Here is an 18,020-nt window from a genome sequence, read left to right on the forward strand (position 1 = left end):
CGCCCGGCGGCGACGGCTTCGATTGCGACGTGCCCACTCAATCCCCCTTTATGTAACCCATCCGCTTCAGCAGGAACTTCGTGCCCGAATGCATGGCCTTCGCCGGCATCGTGTCGACCAGCGCGCCTAGCTGCCGCTTGGCCGCCGCCGAAGCCTCGCCGAGGATGACGGCGCCGTGGATGCCCTCGACCTTGCTCGACCAGTCCATCTCGCGCAGCCTGCCGACGATGAGACCCATCGCCGTGACCCGCTCCTCATCCGCCAGCGCACCGATGGCGGCGGTCGCAGCGGGCGAGTTCGCGCTGGCCACAGTCATCAGCGTCTCGACCGTGCGCACCACAAGGTCGGCCGGGCCGCCTCTGGTCGCGGGCGCCATCACATCGCGGCTGAGGAAGAGCGCGGGGCGCAGCGCATCGGGGTCCGTGAAGTGCGGCTCGAGATCCCGCCACTGGTCAATGAAGGATTCGAGTCCCGTCCACGCCGGCGGCATGGCCGGCCGTTCCTCGCCGTCCTTCATGCTCGAGGCGGGCAAGATCATGAGCCGGGCCGCGTCGCCACCCGCCATCACCATCGAGTAGAGCGCCTCCGTCGCGGCCGCGTCGGTGACACGCTCGAAGATGGCGAGCTTCAGCAGGGTCGCCAGATCGACATTCATCTTCCTCGACTGCGCCAGGTCGCGTCGGAGCAGAACCGCATTCAGCAGGCGTTTGACGATGCGCGGGTTGCCGCCGATGTTCGGCGCGATGGCGAGTATCGGTGCAACCCGATCCGCCGTCCCCAGCATGTCCAGAAGGCCATCCGCCCGCCCGGCCGTCTGGTCGATGCCGGTGGCGTCGAAGGTGGTCCCCTGCCAGGAATTCTGCAGCGCCTTGAGGAGCTCGGCCTGCACGTCGGAGAGCCGGGCAGGGGCGATCAGCTGGGTGAAGAGCGAGTAGAGGTAGGCCCGCACGTCCTCGGCACCGATGCGCGGAACGCGGAACGGGACCTGGATGACCTTGTCGAGGTAGTCCTTGACGTGGGAGCTGTCAGGATCGCGGAAGTGGCGGGCGACCGAATGCCGGACCATGTCCTCGTCGGCGGCGATCACGAACGACGTGCCGGGCATGAACAGGAAAAGCCGGATCGCCTCCAGGGTCCCGATCGCGACATCCGGCAGGCACCTGTCGAGATTGTCGATGAACACTACGAGAGGACGGCCCAGCTCCTCCAGGATGTCGCTGAACTCCTGGCGGAACGCGCTGATCTCCTTCGGCGGCGTCCTCGCCTTCTCCGGCTTGATGAGCTTGCCCCATCCCTCGCTGGCCGCCTTCCCCACCTCCTTGGCGGCGTCGACGTCGTCCGACTTGACGTTGCCGGACACGAGCGACGAGATCGCGTCACCCGCCTTCGTCAGCAGCCCCGGCGGCACGCCCAGAGCCATGCCGATGCCAAAATCCGCAGCCACGCCCAGAGCGCGGAAGTAGTTCACGCGCGCCGCCAGCGCCTTGGCCTTGCCCAATATGCCCTCATCGTCCTTGGCGGCCTTGATCAACGTGTCCGCCACGACCTCCATCAGGGCAGCCTTGGAGTCGTCGAAACCCTGGAACAGCCACGCGTCGAACTCGATCACGACCGGTTTCGGATCGTGTCGCTCCAGGTCCTGCTTCACCAGATTCAGGACGGTGGACTTGCCGGTGCCCCATGTGCCGAACACCCCGACGGACACCGGCAGCATCTCAGGACTGCGCGCAAGCGCCGAGATCTGTTCCGCGACCTCGGTGAAGTTGAGGAAGTCGGTCTTGCTGTCCCTGTCGCTCCACATGCGCCTGCATTCCCCCATTCCGACCCAACACGCACCTTGGGGGCTCCCCCGTCCACGTCCAGTTCCATCGAAGCCGAAATGGAGCATTCGCTACCAGGCGTGGTCCATCGGTCGTGCCCGAAGATAGAAGCTTGACCCTGACACTATGTCAAACCCCACATCGTTAATTGGCCGAGGGGTGTGGCCCCCTGGCGCGTAATCACCGGGGACGAAGTCCTCGCAAATGGAAGACCGTATTCGAATGAGCCATCAGATCGACCGACGCCAGCTACTTCGCGGCGCCAGCCTCGCGGGAGGGGGCCTCGCGCTCTCCGCATGGATGCCGGCCTGGGCCCAGCCAGTGTCCGCTGGCATCGCCAGGGCGCTGCCCACGGTCTCGGGCGAGGACATCCAGCTGCGCGTCGCGCACCAGACCATGACTATCGATGGCCGCACCTCGCACGCCATCGGCATCAATGGCACCGTGCCCGCACCGCTCATCCGCCTGCGCGAGGGGCAGAACGCGCGACTGACCGTCGTCAACGAGCTCGACGAGGAGACCTCGATCCACTGGCACGGGCTCATCCTGCCGTTCCAGATGGACGGCGTGCCCGGCATCTCGTTCCCCGGGATCAAGGCGCGCAGCACCTTCACCTACGAGTTCCCGATCGTGCAGTCCGGCACCTACTGGTATCACAGCCACTCGGGCCTTCAGGAGCAGATGGGCCACTACGGGCCAATCGTCATCGATCCAGCCGGGGCGGATCCGGTCGCATACGACCGCGAGCACGTGGTCGTCCTCTCCGACCACAGCCAGCTCCACCCGCACGAGATCTTCCTGAAGCTCAAGAAGCAGGCCGGCTACTTCAACCGCCAGCGCCAGACGCTCGCCGGCCTGCTCAAGGGCGAGGACCAGCCGCTGAACGAGCGGCTGATGTGGGGCAAGATGCGGATGGACCCGACCGACGTGTCGGACGTCACCGGCTCAACCTACACCTACCTCGTCAACGGCCATGGCCCCCGTGACAACTGGACCGCGCTGTTCCGCCCCGGCGAACGGGTGCGCCTGCGCATCATCAACGCCTCGGCCATGACGACCTTCAACGTTCGGATACCGGGCCTGCCCATGACCATCGTCCAGGCAGACGGGCTCAACGTGCGCCCCGTTCGGGTCGACGAGTTCCAGATCGGCGTGGCCGAGACCTACGATGCCATCGTCACCCCTACCGACGAGCGCGCCTACACACTGGTCGGCGAGAGCGTGGACCGGTCCGGAATGGCCCGCATGACCCTAGCGCCGCGCGAGGGGATGGCCGCCGAAGTTCCGCCGCTGCGCAAGCGGCCGCTCGCCACCATGAAGGACATGGGCATGGGCGCCATGGACCACGGCTCGATGCCGGGCATGGACCACGGCGCGACCGCCGGCGCCGCGGCGGGTGCCATGGACCACTCGGCGATGGGCCGCGGGCCCGCGAACGCGATGCCCGGCATGGACCACTCGCAGATGGGTGACGCCGCGCCCGCCGCAGCCGGCGCAATGGCGGGAATGTCGCACGGCGGCGCCGGCATGGACCACAGCATGCGCGACTTCTCGAACGCGCCCGGCGTGAGGAAGGGCCCCGGCGTGCAGACGATCTCGCCGATGCCGATCGATCGGACCGGCGAGCCGGGACAGGGTCTCGAGGATGTCGGCCACAAGGTGCTGACCTACCGCGATCTCATCGCGCTGGAGCAGAACCCTGACCTGCGCGCGCCATCGCGCGAGCTGGAGATCCACCTCACCGGCAACATGGAGAGATACATGTGGGGCTTCGATGGCGAGAAGCTCTCCGAGATCAAGGATCCGATCCCCTTCACCACCGGCGAGCGGGTGCGGGTGACCCTTGTGAACGACACGATGATGGCGCATCCGATCCACCTGCACGGCCACTTCTTCGAGCTCGTGACGGGGCACGGCGCATTTAGCCCGCGCAAGCACACGGTGCTGGTGCAGCCCGGCGGAAAGGTGAGCTGGGACGTGACCGCCAACGAGGGGGACTGGGCCTTCCACTGCCACCTCCTCTACCACATGCATTCGGGAATGATGCAAACCGTCCAGGTCCGCTCCGGCAAGGGAGACGCGGCATGAAGGCGCTCCTCCTCGCCGGTCTCGCGTCGCTCGCCCTGACCACCCCCGTCGCCGCGCAGCACGCCGGCCATGCCGGGCACGGTGCGGCCGCGCCTGCCGCGTCGGCACCTTCACCGCAGCGGGCCAGGCCGGCGGCGAAGCGCCCGCCCGCGGCCGGGAAGGCGGCGCCTCGTCCACCCGCGCCGGTGCCCGTCGTCAGCGGGCCCGCCGACCCACACGCGGGGCATACGGCCGCACCACCCAAAGCTCCGCCGGACCCGCATGCCGACCACGAGATGGGCCAGACGGCTCCGACGGCCGACCTGCATGCCGGGCACGACATGTCTCAGATGGCGCCGCAAGCAGATCCGCAGGCCGGGCACGACATGTCACAGATGCCGGCGGCTGCCGATCCGCATGCGGGCCACGAGATGCCAGCAATGCCGATGGCCGGCCAGCCGAAGGTCGGCACCGACCTTCCAGCGGGCGACGCTCCGGCTCCAGCACCTCAGCCCGGCCTTGCCGCGGCGCGCTATTGGGGCGCCGAGGCGATGGCCGAGGCGGACCGCCACCTGCGGCGCGAGCACGGCGGCATGACCTATCCGACGGTCATGCTCAACATCGCCGAATACCAGGCGAGGGAAGGCCGCGACGGCTACCGGTGGGACGGCGAGGCGTCATTCGGCGGGGACATCGACCGCTTCGTGCTGAAGAGCGAGGGCGAAGGCACGTTCGGCGAGCCGCTCGAACAGGCCGAGGTGCAGGCGCTCTACAGCCGCGCGTTCGATCCCTATTGGAACCTGCAGGTCGGCATCCGCCACGACATCACGCCGAACCCATCGCGGACCTACGCGACGATCGGCATAGAGGGTCTCGCGCCATACTGGTTCGAGGTCGAGGGCGCGCTCTTCGTGTCGAACAAGGGCGAGGTCTCGGCACGCGCCGAGGCCTACTACGATCAGCGGATCACGGAGGACTTCGTCCTGCAGCCGCGCGTCGAGGCGAACTTCTCGGTGCAGGACGTGCCCGAACTCGGCACTGAGTCCGGGCTCACCGACCTCGAGGTGGGGCTGCGGCTGCGCTACGAGCGAATCCGCGAGTTCGCGCCCTACGTCGGCGTGTCCTGGGAACGGCAGTTCGGCGACACCGCGCGCTTCAGCCGGGCGCGCGGCGACGGCACGGGCGGGTTCAGCTTCGTCGCAGGCGTGCGAACCTGGTTCTAGGGCGGACGGGCAACTCGGAAAGGAGACAGGCAATGGAACATGGCGAACATAAGGGCGGGATGGCAAACGGCTACTTGAGTCTCGCCGTGCAGACCCTGATCAGCGGAGTGATCATGTATCTGGTCATGTTCGTCATGATCGACGGGCTCGACAGCTTCTACAACAACCTGAACATGCTCTACATGACGGTCATGATGGTCGCGCCCATGGTGGTGCTCATGATCGTGGCCATGCGGCACATGTTCCCCTCCAGAGCGGCCAACGGTCTGATCATCGGCGCCGCGGCCATCGCTTTCCTCGGCGCCTTCGCCCTGATCCGGACCCAGACGACCATCGGGGATCGGGCATTCCTCCGCTCCATGATCCCGCACCACTCGGGCGCGGTGCTCATGTGCCGCGAAGCCGACCTGCAGGATCCCGAGATCAAGCAGCTGTGCAGCCAGATCATCGAATCCCAGAAGCGGGAGATCGACCAGATGAAGGGGATGCTCGAACGCCTCTGACGACATCGCGCGCCGCCCCTGCGGAAGTGCGCGCGATTTTGGCGAGGGCTGGCTGCTCCATCTGCGTATCGGCAGTGGCGGGAGAGACGAAGGAGAACCTGATGAGGAAGACGCCCCTCGCCCTGGCTGCAATCGCGATCGCCATGGCCAACCCCGCAGCCGCCCAGAGTCGCGGCCAGGCGGACGACCACAGCAGAATGAACCACGGCCAGATGGACCATTCCGCCATGGGCGGCATGATGCAGCCCACGCCGGCTAACCCGTATCCGCCGGCCGAGATGGAGATGCACCGCAAGATGACGGCTGCGGTCGGAGGCGACGCGACCGAAACCTGGGTCCGCAAGATGATCGAGCACCACCGCGGCGCCATCGCGATGTCGCAGATCGTGCTGAGGCAGACGCGCGATCCGCGCGTGCGCCAGATGGCGACCAAGAGTTCGGCGCAGCAGCAGCGTGAGGTGGGCGAACTGGAGGCCTGGCTGAGGCAGCACGGCAAGCGGGCGCAGTGATCCGCTTGGATGACCTGAAGGGAAAAACAGTTGAAGAAACACTGGGTGGCGGCACTGGCCGCCGTGTTCGTCGCGACGGCGGCGAACGCCGCGACGCCGATCCTGATGCACCGCGACGCGGGTTGCGGCTGCTGCGCCAAGTGGGCCGAGCAGGTGCGCGCCGAGTTCAAGCGGCGCGTCACCGTCGTGGACGACCCGTCGCGCGCCGCCTTCCAGCGCGCGCGGGGGGTCCCGCAGCGGCTCTCGTCGTGCCACACCGCCGTCATCGACGGGCTCGTCTTCGAAGGCCACGTGCCGGTGGCTGACATCAAGCGGCTTCTGGCTCAGCGCCCGAGGGGCGTCGCCGGACTGGCTGTCGCGGGGATGCCGCTGGGCTCTCCCGGCATGGAGGTTCCGGGCCAGCACCGGCAGCCCTATGTCGTGATGTCGTTCGGGCCAGCCGGCGAGCGCGTCTTCGCGCGGCACTGACCACGGCATGACTCGCCACACCAAAACGATTGGCCCCTCCCCGAGGATGCCATCGAGCGATCCCGAGGGAGCGCGCCCGCACGGCCCGCTTGCCGCATGGCGGGCGCGCTCCTACAAGCCCGCCATGTTCCGGTTGGTCTCGACACTCCTGATCGCCCTTGGCCTTTTCCTAGGACCGATCACCATGGACATGGGTCCGGCCATGGCCGCCGCGCAGACCATAGGTGCAGGCGAACATGGCTGCGCGGACATGCCGCACCCGGCACCTGACGAGAAGAGCAAGACGAGCGGATCGCCAAGTTGCGCAGCCCTCTGCGCAGCCATCCCCGCGCTACCTGCCGACCTGCGCGCGCTGCCCGCAACGCCGAGGACGATCCTCGTCGCGGCGGCGACACTTCCGCTAACCGGGATCGCGCCGAGGGTGGAAACACCTCCGCCGCGACTGAATCCAGAAACCTGACATCATCTTCGATCGAAATTCTGGAGTCACATCAATGAAACTACTTCTCTCGGTGATCGCGCTCGCGATCGCCACACCCACTCTCGCCCAGAACGCGCCTGCGGGCGCCCACGCCGGACACGCGCAGCACGCCGAACAGGCTGCGCCCGCGGCTGGCACCGCCTGCTCCCCCGAGCATGCGGCGATGGGACACTGCACGCCGAAACAGAGCACCCCGGCCGCTCCGGCTGGGCAGCCGGCCGAGCACCAGCACGGCGACGGCTGCTGCGAGAAGGACGCGAACGGCAAGATGGCGTGCTGCGAAAAGGCGCGTGCAGCAGGACGGAAGATGGATTGCTGCAAGGAGCCGGGCGGTGCTGCTGCCGCCACTCCGTCGGACCACGCCGGCCATTGAATGGACGGGAGGCGCCCAGCGGCGCCTCCCGCTCTTCTTCGGTTCGCCAGGTTGTGGAAGATCTGTCCGACCGTGCGAGCTCGATGCTCGCCGGGTCCCCGGATGAGCTACAAGAGATGACGATTGATCCGCCGATCGGCGGATTTCCTCTGATTGGATGGTGGGTGCCGAAGGCACTTGAAGGGAAAAATGGTTTTCCTGCCGACGGCTGAACACAACCGTCGAGGATACCGAAATGCTTCCTGCTCAAATCGAAGAGAACGAGAACTACAAGTTCGTCATCGATCACCGCAACCCGCTCTGCATCGTGCTCGCGTCGCAAGCGCTGCTTGCGGCGAACACGCCCGTCCAGCCCCTATGGCACCGCGAGGCGGGCGATGAGCGTTCATTCAAGGCGCTCGTGCGCTGGATCGGCGTGCGGCGCAGCCGCTGGCAAGAGTGGGGCCGGCTGGCAGAAGCCCTTGGCCGCGACCGGTTCTACCACCACATGGCTGAACGCATGGCATTGGAGCCGATCGGCGAGTGCGTCGCCAGCGTCATGCAGCCGCTCGACGATCCCCGCGCGCTAATGGTCGGCGAGATGCTGAACGGCGCTACCGGGTTGGTGACGGAAGAACTCTACGTCCACCGCTTCGACACGGCCGCCAAGCGCAAGCAGTTCCTCGATTGGTTCTACACCGGCGACAACTGCAACCATGCGGCGACATTGATCCAGGTGGCCTACTCTCATGGAACCACCGTGTTGGGGGAGATGCTCGATCAGATCGCCAATGGGCCGAAACCCTTGAAGGCGAATCGCAAGACGGGGCGAAGAGCAGCGCCGAAAAATCGGAAGGCTGCATAGTCTCTTCGACTGCCGCTGCATGACGCAGCGGCAGTTGCCCTCCAGGCGAATGAGCGGATACCTTCAGGTCGCCGCCGGTCTCATATCCCAAAGGGGGGGGCAGCCGTGACCTCATCACAGCCGCCTCACGAATTCCCAGCACGACTTCCTGCTGGTCGAGCCGGAGCATCGCCCAAAATATGGCGGCCCGAGCCACGAGTGCGGAGGAGCGGATGATGGACCTCAATCGCGCGTTTAAGCCTAATTGAGTCCAACTACTGCCTAATTGCGTCCAAATTCAGCCTAATTGCGTCCGTTAAGACATGTCTAGACGTCCAGATTGGCGACGTTCAGCGCATTGTCCTGAATGAACTCGCGGCGCGGTTCGACCACTTCGCCCATCAGGCGGCTGAAAATCTCGTCGGCGACATCCGCCTGCTCGACCTCCACCCGCAGCATCGATCGATTGTCGGGGTCCAGCGTGGTTTCCCACAGCTGTTCCGCATTCATCTCGCCCAGCCCCTTGTAACGCTGGATCGCCAGACCCTTGCGCCCGGCGGCCAGGATCGCGGCCAGCAATTCGCTTGGCCGGGTCACCAATGTCGAACCCTTCGCCGCGACCGCTGGCAGATCATCCTCGCCCGCATCCTCGGCCGCCTGCGCGGCCTTCGCACTCACCAGCCGCGATGGCGTCACATAGCTTTGCGATTCCTCGCTCGCCAGCGTGTGCAGCTTGCGCGCTTCGGCCGAACCGACAAAGCCATGCTCGATGACATGATGGTCGGTCACGCCGCGCCACAGCCGCTCGAAATGGAAGCCGCCTTCCTCCGCGATCCGGCCGGTCCATTTGCCCTCCGCATCCTGCGCGCCCATCCATGCAACCGCAGCCGCCAGTCGCTCTGCCTGCGCATCTTGCGACAATTCCGGGTCCAGCGCGCCGGTCAGGCTCAGCGCCTCGATGATCGCGGGATCATAGCGGCGCGGGACATAGCGCATCACCGACCGCATCCGTCGCGCATGATCGACCAGATTTTTAAGGTCATGGCCGGTCCGGCTGCCGCCCGGTCCGTCCAGCACCATCGATTCGACGCCATTGTCGACCAGATATTGCTCCAGCGCGGCGTCGTCCTTCAGATATAGTTCGCTGCGCCCCCGCGTCGCCTTGTACAGCGGCGGCTGGGCGATGAAGAGATGCCCGGCCTCGATGATCTGCGGCATCTGGCGGTAGAAGAAGGTCAACAGCAGCGTACGGATATGCGCGCCATCGACATCGGCGTCGGTCATGATGACGATCTTGTGGTAACGCAGCTTTTCGATGTTGAAATCGTCGCGAATGCCGGTGCCCATCGCCTGAATCAGCGTGCCGACTTCCTTGGACGAAATCATCCGGTCGAACCGCGCGCGCTCGACATTCAATATCTTGCCCTTGAGCGGCAGGATCGCCTGATTGTGCCGGTTGCGGCCCTGCTTGGCCGACCCGCCTGCCGAATCGCCTTCGACCAGGAACAGTTCGGACTTGGCCGGATCGCGTTCCTGACAGTCGGCCAGCTTGCCGGGCAGGCTGGCAATGTCCAGCACCCCCTTGCGCCGGGTCAGTTCGCGCGCCTTCTTGGCCGCTTCGCGTGCGGCGGCGGCGTCGATCACCTTCTGGACGATCATCTTGCCATGGGTGGGATTTTCTTCCAGCCATTCGGCCATCTTGTCGGCCATCAGGCTTTCCAGCGGCTGGCGCACTTCGGAACTGACCAGCTTGTCCTTGGTCTGCGACGAAAATTTGGGATCGGGCAGCTTGACCGACACGATCGCGGTCAACCCTTCGCGCATATCCTCGCCGGTCAGCGACACCTTCTCCTTCTTCAACATGCCCGACTTATCGGCATAATTGTTGAGGGTGCGGGTCAGCGCCGCGCGGAATGCGGCCAGATGGGTGCCGCCGTCGCGCTGCGGGATGTTGTTCGTGAAACACAGCACATTTTCATAATAGCTGTCATTCCATTCCAGCGCGACGTCGATGGTCACATCGTCGCGGGTGCCGGAAATGGCGATCGGCTCCGGCATCATAGCGACCTTGTTGCGATCGAGATATTTGACGAAGGCCGCGATGCCGCCTTCATAATAAAGCTCGACCGTCTTGCTTTCCTCATGCCGCGCATCGGTCAGGAACAGGCGCACGCCGCTGTTGAGGAACGCCAGTTCGCGATAGCGATGCTCCAGCTTGTCGAAATCATATTCGGTGACATTCTTGAACGTCTCGGCGGAAAACAGGAAGGTGACCTTGGTGCCCTTCTGCCCCGGCGCCGCCGGACCCAGAACCTTGAGCGGCGCTTCGGCGTCGCCGTTGCGGAACCGCATCCAATGTTCCTGCCCGTCGCGCCAGATGTTCAGTTCCAGCCAGTCGGACAGGGCGTTCACCACGGACACGCCCACGCCATGCAGGCCGCCCGACACCTTGTAGGCATTGTCGTCCGACGTATTCTCGAACTTACCGCCCGCGTGCAGCTGGGTCATGATGACCTCCGCCGCCGACACGCCTTCTTCGCTGTGGATGCCGGTCGGGATGCCCCGGCCATTGTCCATGACGCTGACCGATCCATCGGGGTTCAGGGTGATGTCGATCCGGTCGCAATGGCCGGCCAGCGCCTCGTCGATCGCATTGTCGCTGACCTCGAACACCATATGGTGCAGGCCCGATCCGTCGTCCGTGTCGCCAATATACATGCCGGGCCGCTTGCGCACGGCGTCCAGCCCTTTCAGCACCTTGATGCTGTCGGCGCCATATGCGTTGCTGTTCGGGCTATTCTGGGGTTCGTCGCTCATGCCGAGCATATAGGGAAAGCCTTGCTGAAACTAAAGCGAAACATGGTGCCTTTCCCCGCACGCCAGACCAGTCTATCCCCTGTGCCATGACGCGCGCCATCGCCCTGATTTTTCTGCTCGCCGCCTGTTCCGACAGCCGCGAGGTGCTGGATGAATTGCCCAACAGTTCGCTGGCGGGCGCACCGCGCGCCGACGTGTCGGAAAGCCGCATGGACGCGCCGGTCGCGCGCGCCGTGACGATTGGGGAGGATGGCCCGCGCCTCGACGCCTGCGGCGGCATGGGACAGGTGCTGCGCACCGGGGCAGGGGGGCAGCCGCTGCGCGCCGCCCCCTTTGGCGATGCGAAGGTGCTGGCGACCCTCAACGAAGGCGATCGCGCCTATATCTGCACCCGCAGCCTCGACCAGAAATGGCTGGGCGTCGTGCTGGCACCGCCGCCTGCCGCCGACAATGGCGCGCAAGCCCCCGATTGCGGCGTCTCCTCCCCCGTCGATCGCAAACAGCCCTATGACGGCCCCTGCGTCAGCGGCTGGGTCGCCAGCGCCTATGTCCGGCTGATCGCCGGTTAAGCGCTAGTGGACCACTAGACCCCGCCCAGAAAGTCCATTTTCCCGATCGGCACACCCGCCTGACGCAGCAGCGCATAGGCCATGGTCAGGTGGAAATAGAAATTGGGCAGGGAAAAGGTCAGCACATGGGACCGGCCAGTGAAGGGAATGTCGGCGCCCGGCACCTTCAACACCACATCGGCATCCTCGCGCCCGTCGATCCGGTCGCGCGGCACCGCTTCCAGCAGTGCGATCGTCTTGGCGATCCGCGCCTGCAACTCGGCAAATGTCTGTTCGGTGTCGGCCATCGCCACCGGCTCCAGCTCGCCCAGTCGCGTCACCGTACCCTTGGCGGTATCGCAGGCGAACTGCACCTGCGCGGTCAGCGGCTTCATGTCGGCGATCAATTGCGCGCCGGTCAGCGTCGCCGGGTCGATCCCCTTTTCGGCGGCAAAGGCAGAGCCTTTGTCGAGCAGCCCCGACAGCGCGTTCAGCCCGCGGATGAAGACGGGCACGGTCAGATCATATAATGCGGTCGCCATGAAGCGTCCCCCTCTCACTGGATGCCGGTGAATACCAGCTTCTGCACGCGCCGGCCGGTATTGACCTCGGTCGCATAGATATTGCCCTCGCTGTCGGTATCAATGCTGTGCAGCCAGGTAAATTGTCCCGCCTGCCGTCCGACCCGGCCGATCGCGCCCAGCACGGCATGCGTCTTGCGCTCCAATATCCAGATGCGCCCGTTCATCATGTCCGCGACATAAAGATAGGTCTGGTCGGGATCGGGCGAAAAGGCGATGTCGGTGACTGTATGGGTGCCGCCCGTCTCGCCCGCGATCACCAGGTCGCGCACGAACGTCAGGTCGCCATCCTTGCCCCGCTTGAAGAGCTGCGCGCGATTATTGTTGCGATCGCAGACATAGACATGCCCGTCCCTGGTCGGCACGACGCAATGGACGATGTCGGCGAAGGTCTGCGCCTTGGGATCGGCGATCTTGCTCGGGTCGACCGCATGGCTCTGGTCGAACGCGCCCTGTCGCGTCGGCGCGATCGGCGGCCTGGCATAGGCGCCCCAACGTCCCTTATAGCCATTGGTGCGCGCGTCATATCCGATCACCCGCCGGTTCACATAGCCGTCGGAAATCAGCACCATGCCGTCGGAATGATTGACATCGGACGGGTTGCCCAACTGGTCCGTCGCATCATTGCCGCCGGTTTTGCCGCGCTGGCCGAACGCGCGGATGAAGGTGCCGTCGGCACGGTAATTCAGCACGACATGATCGTCCTTGCCATTGCCGCCGAACCAGACTGTTCCCGCTGCATCGACGAAGATGCCATGCAGGCTGGCTGGCCACTGGTTGACGCCGCCAACGCTTGGCGCGCTGTCCGGCCCGCCCCAACCGCCCAGATAGCGCCCGTCGCTGGCAAAATGGACCACGGGCGGGGCTGGCTTGCAACAGACCGCGATCGGCGGGCTTTGCGCCAGGCCCGTGTCGGTCGCGGTCAGGCTGTGCGGGCGATGAACGACCCAGACCGAATCGTCGGGCGCGACCGCCACACCGCTCACCTGGCCCAGCAGCAGGTCGGCGGGCATGGTCGGCCATGCCGCATCGACCTTGAACCGCGGCATTTTGGTGCCCGCCGGCGCGACCTGTTCAAAGGCCAGCGGGGCGAGCGCGCGCTCATCGGGCGTTGCTGCGGTCAGGGTCAGTAACAGGGCGGCGGCGAGGAGGGGGCGCATCGGTCGGCTCCGCTATCAGGATGGGGCAGGCGGATCATGCCCGGATAGCCGCCCCGGTCAATCACTGTTCAGGCGATCGCTGCACGCGCCGACGCGTCTATGCGGAACCAGGGCAGGGCGTGATGGACGATCCAGCCGATGCTCATGGCATAGAGGATGGTCCCGACGCCCACGGTCCCGCCCAACAACCAGCCGATCGCCAGCACGCTGATCTCTATGCCGGTACGGACCCATTTGACCGGCCACCCGCTGCGGCGGCAAAATCCGGTCATCAACCCGTCGCGTGGCCCCGGCCCCAACCCCGCGCCGATATAGGCGCCCCCGGCAATGCCGTTCAGCACGATGCCCGCAGCCAGCCAGGTCGCGCGCATCATATAGCCTTCCGGCACCGGCAGCAGCATCAGCGACAGGTCCACCGCCATGCCGATCAGGATGATATTGGTCACCGTGCCGATGCCCGGCCGCTGGCGCAGCGGCCACCACAGCAACAGCACGATGGCGCCGACCAGATTGACCGTCATGCCGAAACTTAAGCCAAGCCGGGGCGCAATCCCCTGATGCAGCACGTCCCAGGGATCGAGGCCCAGATTGGCGCGCAGCATCAGCGCCATCGAAAAACCATAAAGGCCAAGGCCCCAGAATAGCTGGAAAAGGCGGCGGTGCATCATCATGGGCAGGCTTCTTCTTCACAATTGGCCTTTTCCAAAAGGACCATTTCGACATAAATGGCCCTGACCATCCGCCAATTGGATCAGATCATCATGTCCACTTCTTTCCTTCGCCCGCCTTCCCTGCTCCGCCTGCTGGGTGCATGGCGCGCGCAGGACAGCGCCCAGCCCGCCTATCGCCAACTGGCGCAGGCGTTGCGGATGCTGGTGCTCGACGGGCGCGTGGGGCTGAACGTCCGCCTGCCGGGCGAGCGGGAACTGGCCGCTGCGCTTGGCCTGTCGCGCACCACGATCGCGGCGGCGTTCGACCGGCTGCGGGACGAAGGCTATCTGGAAAGTCGGCAGGGATCGGGCAGCGTCACCCGCCTGCCGCCGGGCCGGGTCGAACCACCCCAGGCGGACATTGACATGATCACCGGCGGCAATCTGCTCAACTGGACCCATGCCGCGCTGCCCGCTGCGCCGGGCGTCGGTCGCGCGATGCAGGCGGCGGTCGAGGCGCTGCCCGCCTATCTGGGGGATCTGGGCTATGATCCGCTCGGCCTGCCCGTCTTGCGGCGCGCGGTCGCCGCCCATTTCGATCGGCGCGGTTGCCCGACGGATGCGGATCAGATCATCATCACCAATGGCGCGCAGCAGGGCTTTTCGCTGCTGCTCCACTGGCTTGCCGGGCCGGGCGATCGCGTCGTGATCGACCACCCGACCTATCACAACGCGATCCAGGCGTTGCAGCGCGCGCATGTCGTGCCGGTGCCGGTCGGCCTGCCGGCTCATGGCTGGGATATTGACGCCATGGACGCGGCTTTTCGCCAGACCGCGCCGCGCTTTGCCTATCTGATCGCCGATTTCCACAATCCCACCGGGCGCAGCATGGACCCGGCGACTCGTCGCGCGCTGGTCGCCGCCGCCACGCGCAGCCACACGCCGCTGGTGATCGACGAAACGATGGTGGCGATGGGGCTGGACTTCGCCCCGCCCCCGCCGGTCGCGATCCATGATCCGTCCGGGCGGCAGGTCATCACCATGGGGTCGGCCAGCAAGATTTTCTGGGGCGGGCTTCGGGTCGGCTGGATTCGCGCCGATCCGCAGACGGTCGCGGCCCTTGGCCGCCTGCGCACGACGACGGATATGGCCAGTCCCGTGGTCGAACAGCTTGCCGTGGCGCACCTGATCGACGCCGACGAAGGGCTGGGTGCGCGCGCCGACATGCTGCGCGGGCGGCGCGACCATCTGCTGGCGCTGCTCGAACAGCATCTGCCCCATTGGCGGGTCGAATCGCCGGCGGGCGGCCTGTCGCTCTGGGCCGAACTGCCCCGTGCGGAGGCGACCGCGCTCGCCGCGCTGGCCGAAAGCCTGGGCGTGCGGGTCGCCGCCGGGCCGCGATTCGGCGTCAGCGGCGCGTTCGAACGCTTCCTGCGCCTGCCCTTCACCCTGCCCGAAGCCCAGCTTGCGATCGGCGTGGAACGGCTGGTCCAGGCGGACGCCCATCTTCACGCACGGACCCCCAGGGGTCGCGATTCGCTGGCGCTCGCGCTGGAGGCGGACCGATTAATCTGACAGGTGGCGCCCGTCAGGCGTCGATGCCGACAATCTGGTCGATGGTGGCAAAGCCGTCGCGCGCCATCAGCGTCTTGAGACCCTGATTGATCCGCTTCGCCAGATACGGCCCTTCATAGACCAGCGCGCTGTAGAGCTGGACCAGCGACGCGCCTGCGCGGATGCGGGCATAGGCCTGCTCCGCATTGCCAATCCCGCCAACGCCGATCAGCGGCAGTCGATCGCCCAGCAAGCGACGGAAATCGCGTAATTTTTGTAACGACAGGTCAGTCAGCGGCGCGCCCGACAGCCCGCCTGTTTCCCCTGCATGGGCCGACCGCAGCGCCGGGCGCGTGATCGTGGTGTTGGACACGATCAGCGCGTCGACCCGGTGGTCGAGGCAGGCGGCGGCAATATCTTCCACATCCGCCGGTTCCAGATCGGGTGCGACCTTCAGGAAAATCGGCGTCGCGCGGCTACCCCGCGCCGCCATCACCGCGCCCAGCAACTCGTCGAGCGCAGCGCGATCCTGCAAGGCGCGCAGGCCCGGCGTGTTGGGGGAGGAGATGTTGACCGTCAGATAGTCCGCCAGCGGGGCCATGACCTGAACCCCGGTGACATAGTCGGCGATCCGGTCGGTCGCATCCTTGTTCGCGCCGATGTTGATGCCGATCACCGGCCCTTCCCCCACCGGACGGCGATAGCGCGCGATCCGGTCCGCCGCCGCGCCCTGTCCGCCATTGTTGAAGCCGAAACGGTTGATCACCGCCCTGTCCTCGACCAGCCGGAACAGCCGCGGGCGGGGATTGCCCGGCTGGGCCAGGGGGGTCAGCGTCCCCAGTTCGGCAAAGCCAAAGCCCAGCCCGTGCATCTTGTGCGCGACTCGCCCTTCCTTGTCATAACCAGCCGCCAGGCCGACCGGGTTGGGGAAATGGAGTCCCGCGACCGTGCTGGCGAGCGCCGGATCGGGCGCCAGCGGGGCCGGAGTCGGCATCAGGCGCAGCGCGGCGATCGACAGATTATGGGCGCGCTCGGCATCCAGAGCGAACAAAAGCGGGCGGATCAGACGGTAGGGCATGGCCGCGCTATGCCAGCGGCGGGGCGGCCCGTCGAGTCGCTGTTGCAGCATGGCAACAGACTCGCCCCACGTCATTTCATAACAGGAAACGTCATGTTTGGGATCGTTTTCGGCGAAAAAATGTCTGATCCGTCCAATAATATTGCCGCGATTCGGGGGTAAAGCGTCCCTGCGACCCGAAGGCTCTTAGGCTTCCAGCCGATGAGACCTTTTCCTGACCCGGCAATGCAAATTGCCGGGTCATTTTTTTGTGCGGCGCAACAGAAAACAACAAAAGTTACGATTCATTATCCATCCTGCTTGCGCGGCGGCGATGTTGGCGCATAGTAAATCCCAACTGGGGTAAGAATATGGGGTCGCATAACATCGACAGGACCGGGGGCGGTGTCGCTCTGCCGGACGACCGGGGGCCACTATCCTATACCGTGGCGGCTGCGCAGGGGCCGGTGCGGTTGCGTTACTTTGCCCCACCGGAACATTTACGCGCCTATTTCGGCTCGCTCTATCTGTTCACTGTGTCGGCGGAGCAATATGCCGACGCAACCCGTGCCGATGTGCCACAATTGCGCTTCATGCTGAGCGGCGGGGGCCATTATCATTTTCAGGACGGCGTAGCGATGGCGACGCCCGACGTCTGCCTGCTTGGCCCCACCATGGGCGCGACCCGGTTCGAACTGGACCGGCCCGCACGCGTCGTGGGCATTTCGCTGCTGCCCGCCGGCTGGCTGGCTCTATATGGCAAGGATGCCAGCCTGCTGGCGGACCGCTTGTGCGACATGGCGGCGGAAAAGGGCGATGCCTATACACGCCTGCTCGATGATCTGCGCGCGCTGGACGATGATCAGGCGGACGTTATGGCGGCGCTGTGCTGGGCGCGACTGGGCGCAAAGATCAAACCGCCGCGCCGGGCCATCTGGACGCTGCTCCATGCGGTCGACGCCTGGCTGATGGACGAAGGGTCGCCGCGGATCGAGATATTGGCCGAAACCACTGGCCTGTCCCCGCGCCAGCTCGCCCGGTTGACCAACAAATATTATGGCGCGCCGCCCAAATTGCTGGCCCGCAAATATCGCGCTTTGCGCTGTTCGGCCAAGATCGCGCTCGATCGGGAAAGCTGGCAACTCATGTGCGAGGAAGCGGGCTTTTACGACCAGTCCCACTTCATCCGGGAAATCAAGCATTTCATCGGCCTGACCCCGCACCAGTTGCAGACCGAACCGTCCGCCGTCGCGCAACTGACCCTGCTGCGCCGGTCGCTGGGTGGGGATGTGGCGACGCTCAACCGGCTGAGCTGAAGCAAGGGCAAAGCCAAAAAAGCCTTGATAATTGATGCGGGCGGGACCAAATGCCCAATCAGACGAATTT

General features: G+C 65.6%; 17 protein-coding genes. 11 read left to right on the top strand and 6 right to left on the bottom strand.

The genetic code is table 11. The features are described 5' to 3' along the window. Positions 1-37: 37 nt before the first annotated feature. Positions 38-1,801: a KAP family P-loop NTPase fold protein gene (locus AC07X9_RS13720; protein ID WP_176342123.1), complete on the bottom strand. Its 1,764-nt coding sequence runs from the start codon at positions 1,799-1,801 to the stop codon at positions 38-40. A 241-nt stretch (positions 1,802-2,042) separates the two neighbouring features. On the opposite strand from AC07X9_RS13720, the gene AC07X9_RS13725 reads away from it, so the two are divergent. From AC07X9_RS13725 to AC07X9_RS13760, 8 genes are all read left to right on the top strand, one after another. Beyond that, positions 2,043-3,908: a copper resistance system multicopper oxidase gene (locus tag AC07X9_RS13725; protein ID WP_017184146.1), complete on the top strand. Its 1,866-nt coding sequence runs from the start codon at positions 2,043-2,045 to the stop codon at positions 3,906-3,908. Beyond that, complete coding sequence (locus AC07X9_RS13730; protein WP_086485824.1) at positions 3,905-5,110, top strand: copper resistance protein B; 1,206 nt, start codon at positions 3,905-3,907, stop codon at positions 5,108-5,110. The genes AC07X9_RS13725 and AC07X9_RS13730 overlap by 4 nt, the downstream gene beginning before the upstream one ends. Positions 5,111-5,142: 32 nt before the next feature. Next, a complete protein-coding gene (locus tag AC07X9_RS13735) occupies positions 5,143-5,613 on the top strand; it encodes a DUF305 domain-containing protein (RefSeq protein WP_017183606.1) in 471 nt (156 codons plus the stop codon). 101 nt (positions 5,614-5,714) lie between these two features. After that, positions 5,715-6,122: a DUF305 domain-containing protein gene (locus AC07X9_RS13740; protein ID WP_017183605.1), complete on the top strand. Its 408-nt coding sequence runs from the start codon at positions 5,715-5,717 to the stop codon at positions 6,120-6,122. A gap of 30 nt (positions 6,123-6,152) precedes the next feature. Further along, complete coding sequence (locus tag AC07X9_RS13745) at positions 6,153-6,590, top strand: DUF411 domain-containing protein (protein ID WP_411778945.1); 438 nt, start codon at positions 6,153-6,155, stop codon at positions 6,588-6,590. Between the two features lie 7 nt (positions 6,591-6,597). Next, on the top strand, positions 6,598-7,050 hold the full coding sequence (locus AC07X9_RS13750) for a hypothetical protein (RefSeq protein ID WP_026002481.1): 453 nt from the start codon (positions 6,598-6,600) through the stop codon (positions 7,048-7,050). Between the two features lie 34 nt (positions 7,051-7,084). Then, complete coding sequence (locus AC07X9_RS13755; protein ID WP_017183603.1) at positions 7,085-7,444, top strand: hypothetical protein; 360 nt, start codon at positions 7,085-7,087, stop codon at positions 7,442-7,444. Positions 7,445-7,679: 235 nt separating this feature from the next. Continuing rightward, a complete protein-coding gene (locus tag AC07X9_RS13760) occupies positions 7,680-8,288 on the top strand; it encodes a hypothetical protein (protein WP_017183601.1) in 609 nt (202 codons plus the stop codon). 306 nt (positions 8,289-8,594) lie between these two features. On the opposite strand, the gene gyrB is transcribed toward AC07X9_RS13760, so the two are convergent. Continuing rightward, entirely contained in the window at positions 8,595-11,084 is a 2,490-nt protein-coding gene (gene gyrB / locus AC07X9_RS13765) for a DNA topoisomerase (ATP-hydrolyzing) subunit B (RefSeq protein ID WP_026002480.1), read from the bottom strand. Positions 11,085-11,170: 86 nt separating this feature from the next. On the opposite strand from gyrB, the gene AC07X9_RS13770 reads away from it, so the two are divergent. After that, positions 11,171-11,653, top strand: a complete 483-nt coding sequence (locus AC07X9_RS13770; protein ID WP_017183599.1) for a hypothetical protein — start codon at positions 11,171-11,173, stop codon at positions 11,651-11,653. A 14-nt stretch (positions 11,654-11,667) separates the two neighbouring features. Here AC07X9_RS13770 and AC07X9_RS13775 read toward each other — a convergent pair whose 3' ends face one another. The 3 genes from AC07X9_RS13775 to yczE all read right to left on the bottom strand — a co-directional run bounded on the left by AC07X9_RS13775 (position 11,668) and on the right by yczE (position 14,044). Further along, positions 11,668-12,174, bottom strand: a complete 507-nt coding sequence (locus AC07X9_RS13775; protein WP_017183598.1) for a DUF1993 domain-containing protein — start codon at positions 12,172-12,174, stop codon at positions 11,668-11,670. A 14-nt stretch (positions 12,175-12,188) separates the two neighbouring features. Then, the gene (locus AC07X9_RS13780; protein ID WP_017183597.1) at positions 12,189-13,373 is read right to left on the bottom strand and encodes an NHL repeat-containing protein; all 1,185 of its coding nucleotides are present in this window, start codon (positions 13,371-13,373) and stop codon (positions 12,189-12,191) included. 68 nt (positions 13,374-13,441) lie between these two features. After that, a complete protein-coding gene (yczE, locus tag AC07X9_RS13785) occupies positions 13,442-14,044 on the bottom strand; it encodes a membrane protein YczE (protein ID WP_017183596.1) in 603 nt (200 codons plus the stop codon). Between the two features lie 90 nt (positions 14,045-14,134). Here yczE and yczR point away from each other — a divergent pair, with 90 nt between their 5' ends. Continuing rightward, the gene (yczR, locus tag AC07X9_RS13790) at positions 14,135-15,598 is read left to right on the top strand and encodes a MocR-like transcription factor YczR (protein ID WP_026002479.1); all 1,464 of its coding nucleotides are present in this window, start codon (positions 14,135-14,137) and stop codon (positions 15,596-15,598) included. Positions 15,599-15,611: 13 nt separating this feature from the next. On the opposite strand, the gene AC07X9_RS13795 is transcribed toward yczR, so the two are convergent. After that, positions 15,612-16,655 carry a quinone-dependent dihydroorotate dehydrogenase gene (locus tag AC07X9_RS13795; RefSeq protein WP_026002478.1) on the bottom strand — a complete coding sequence of 348 codons (1,044 nt, stop codon included), beginning with the start codon at positions 16,653-16,655 and terminating at the stop codon, positions 15,612-15,614. A 350-nt stretch (positions 16,656-17,005) separates the two neighbouring features. On the opposite strand from AC07X9_RS13795, the gene AC07X9_RS13800 reads away from it, so the two are divergent. Continuing rightward, positions 17,006-17,950, top strand: a complete 945-nt coding sequence (locus tag AC07X9_RS13800; protein ID WP_017183593.1) for a helix-turn-helix transcriptional regulator — start codon at positions 17,006-17,008, stop codon at positions 17,948-17,950. The last annotated feature ends 70 nt before the right edge of the window (positions 17,951-18,020 follow it).

This window comes from Sphingobium sp. GW456-12-10-14-TSB1, assembly GCF_059424385.1.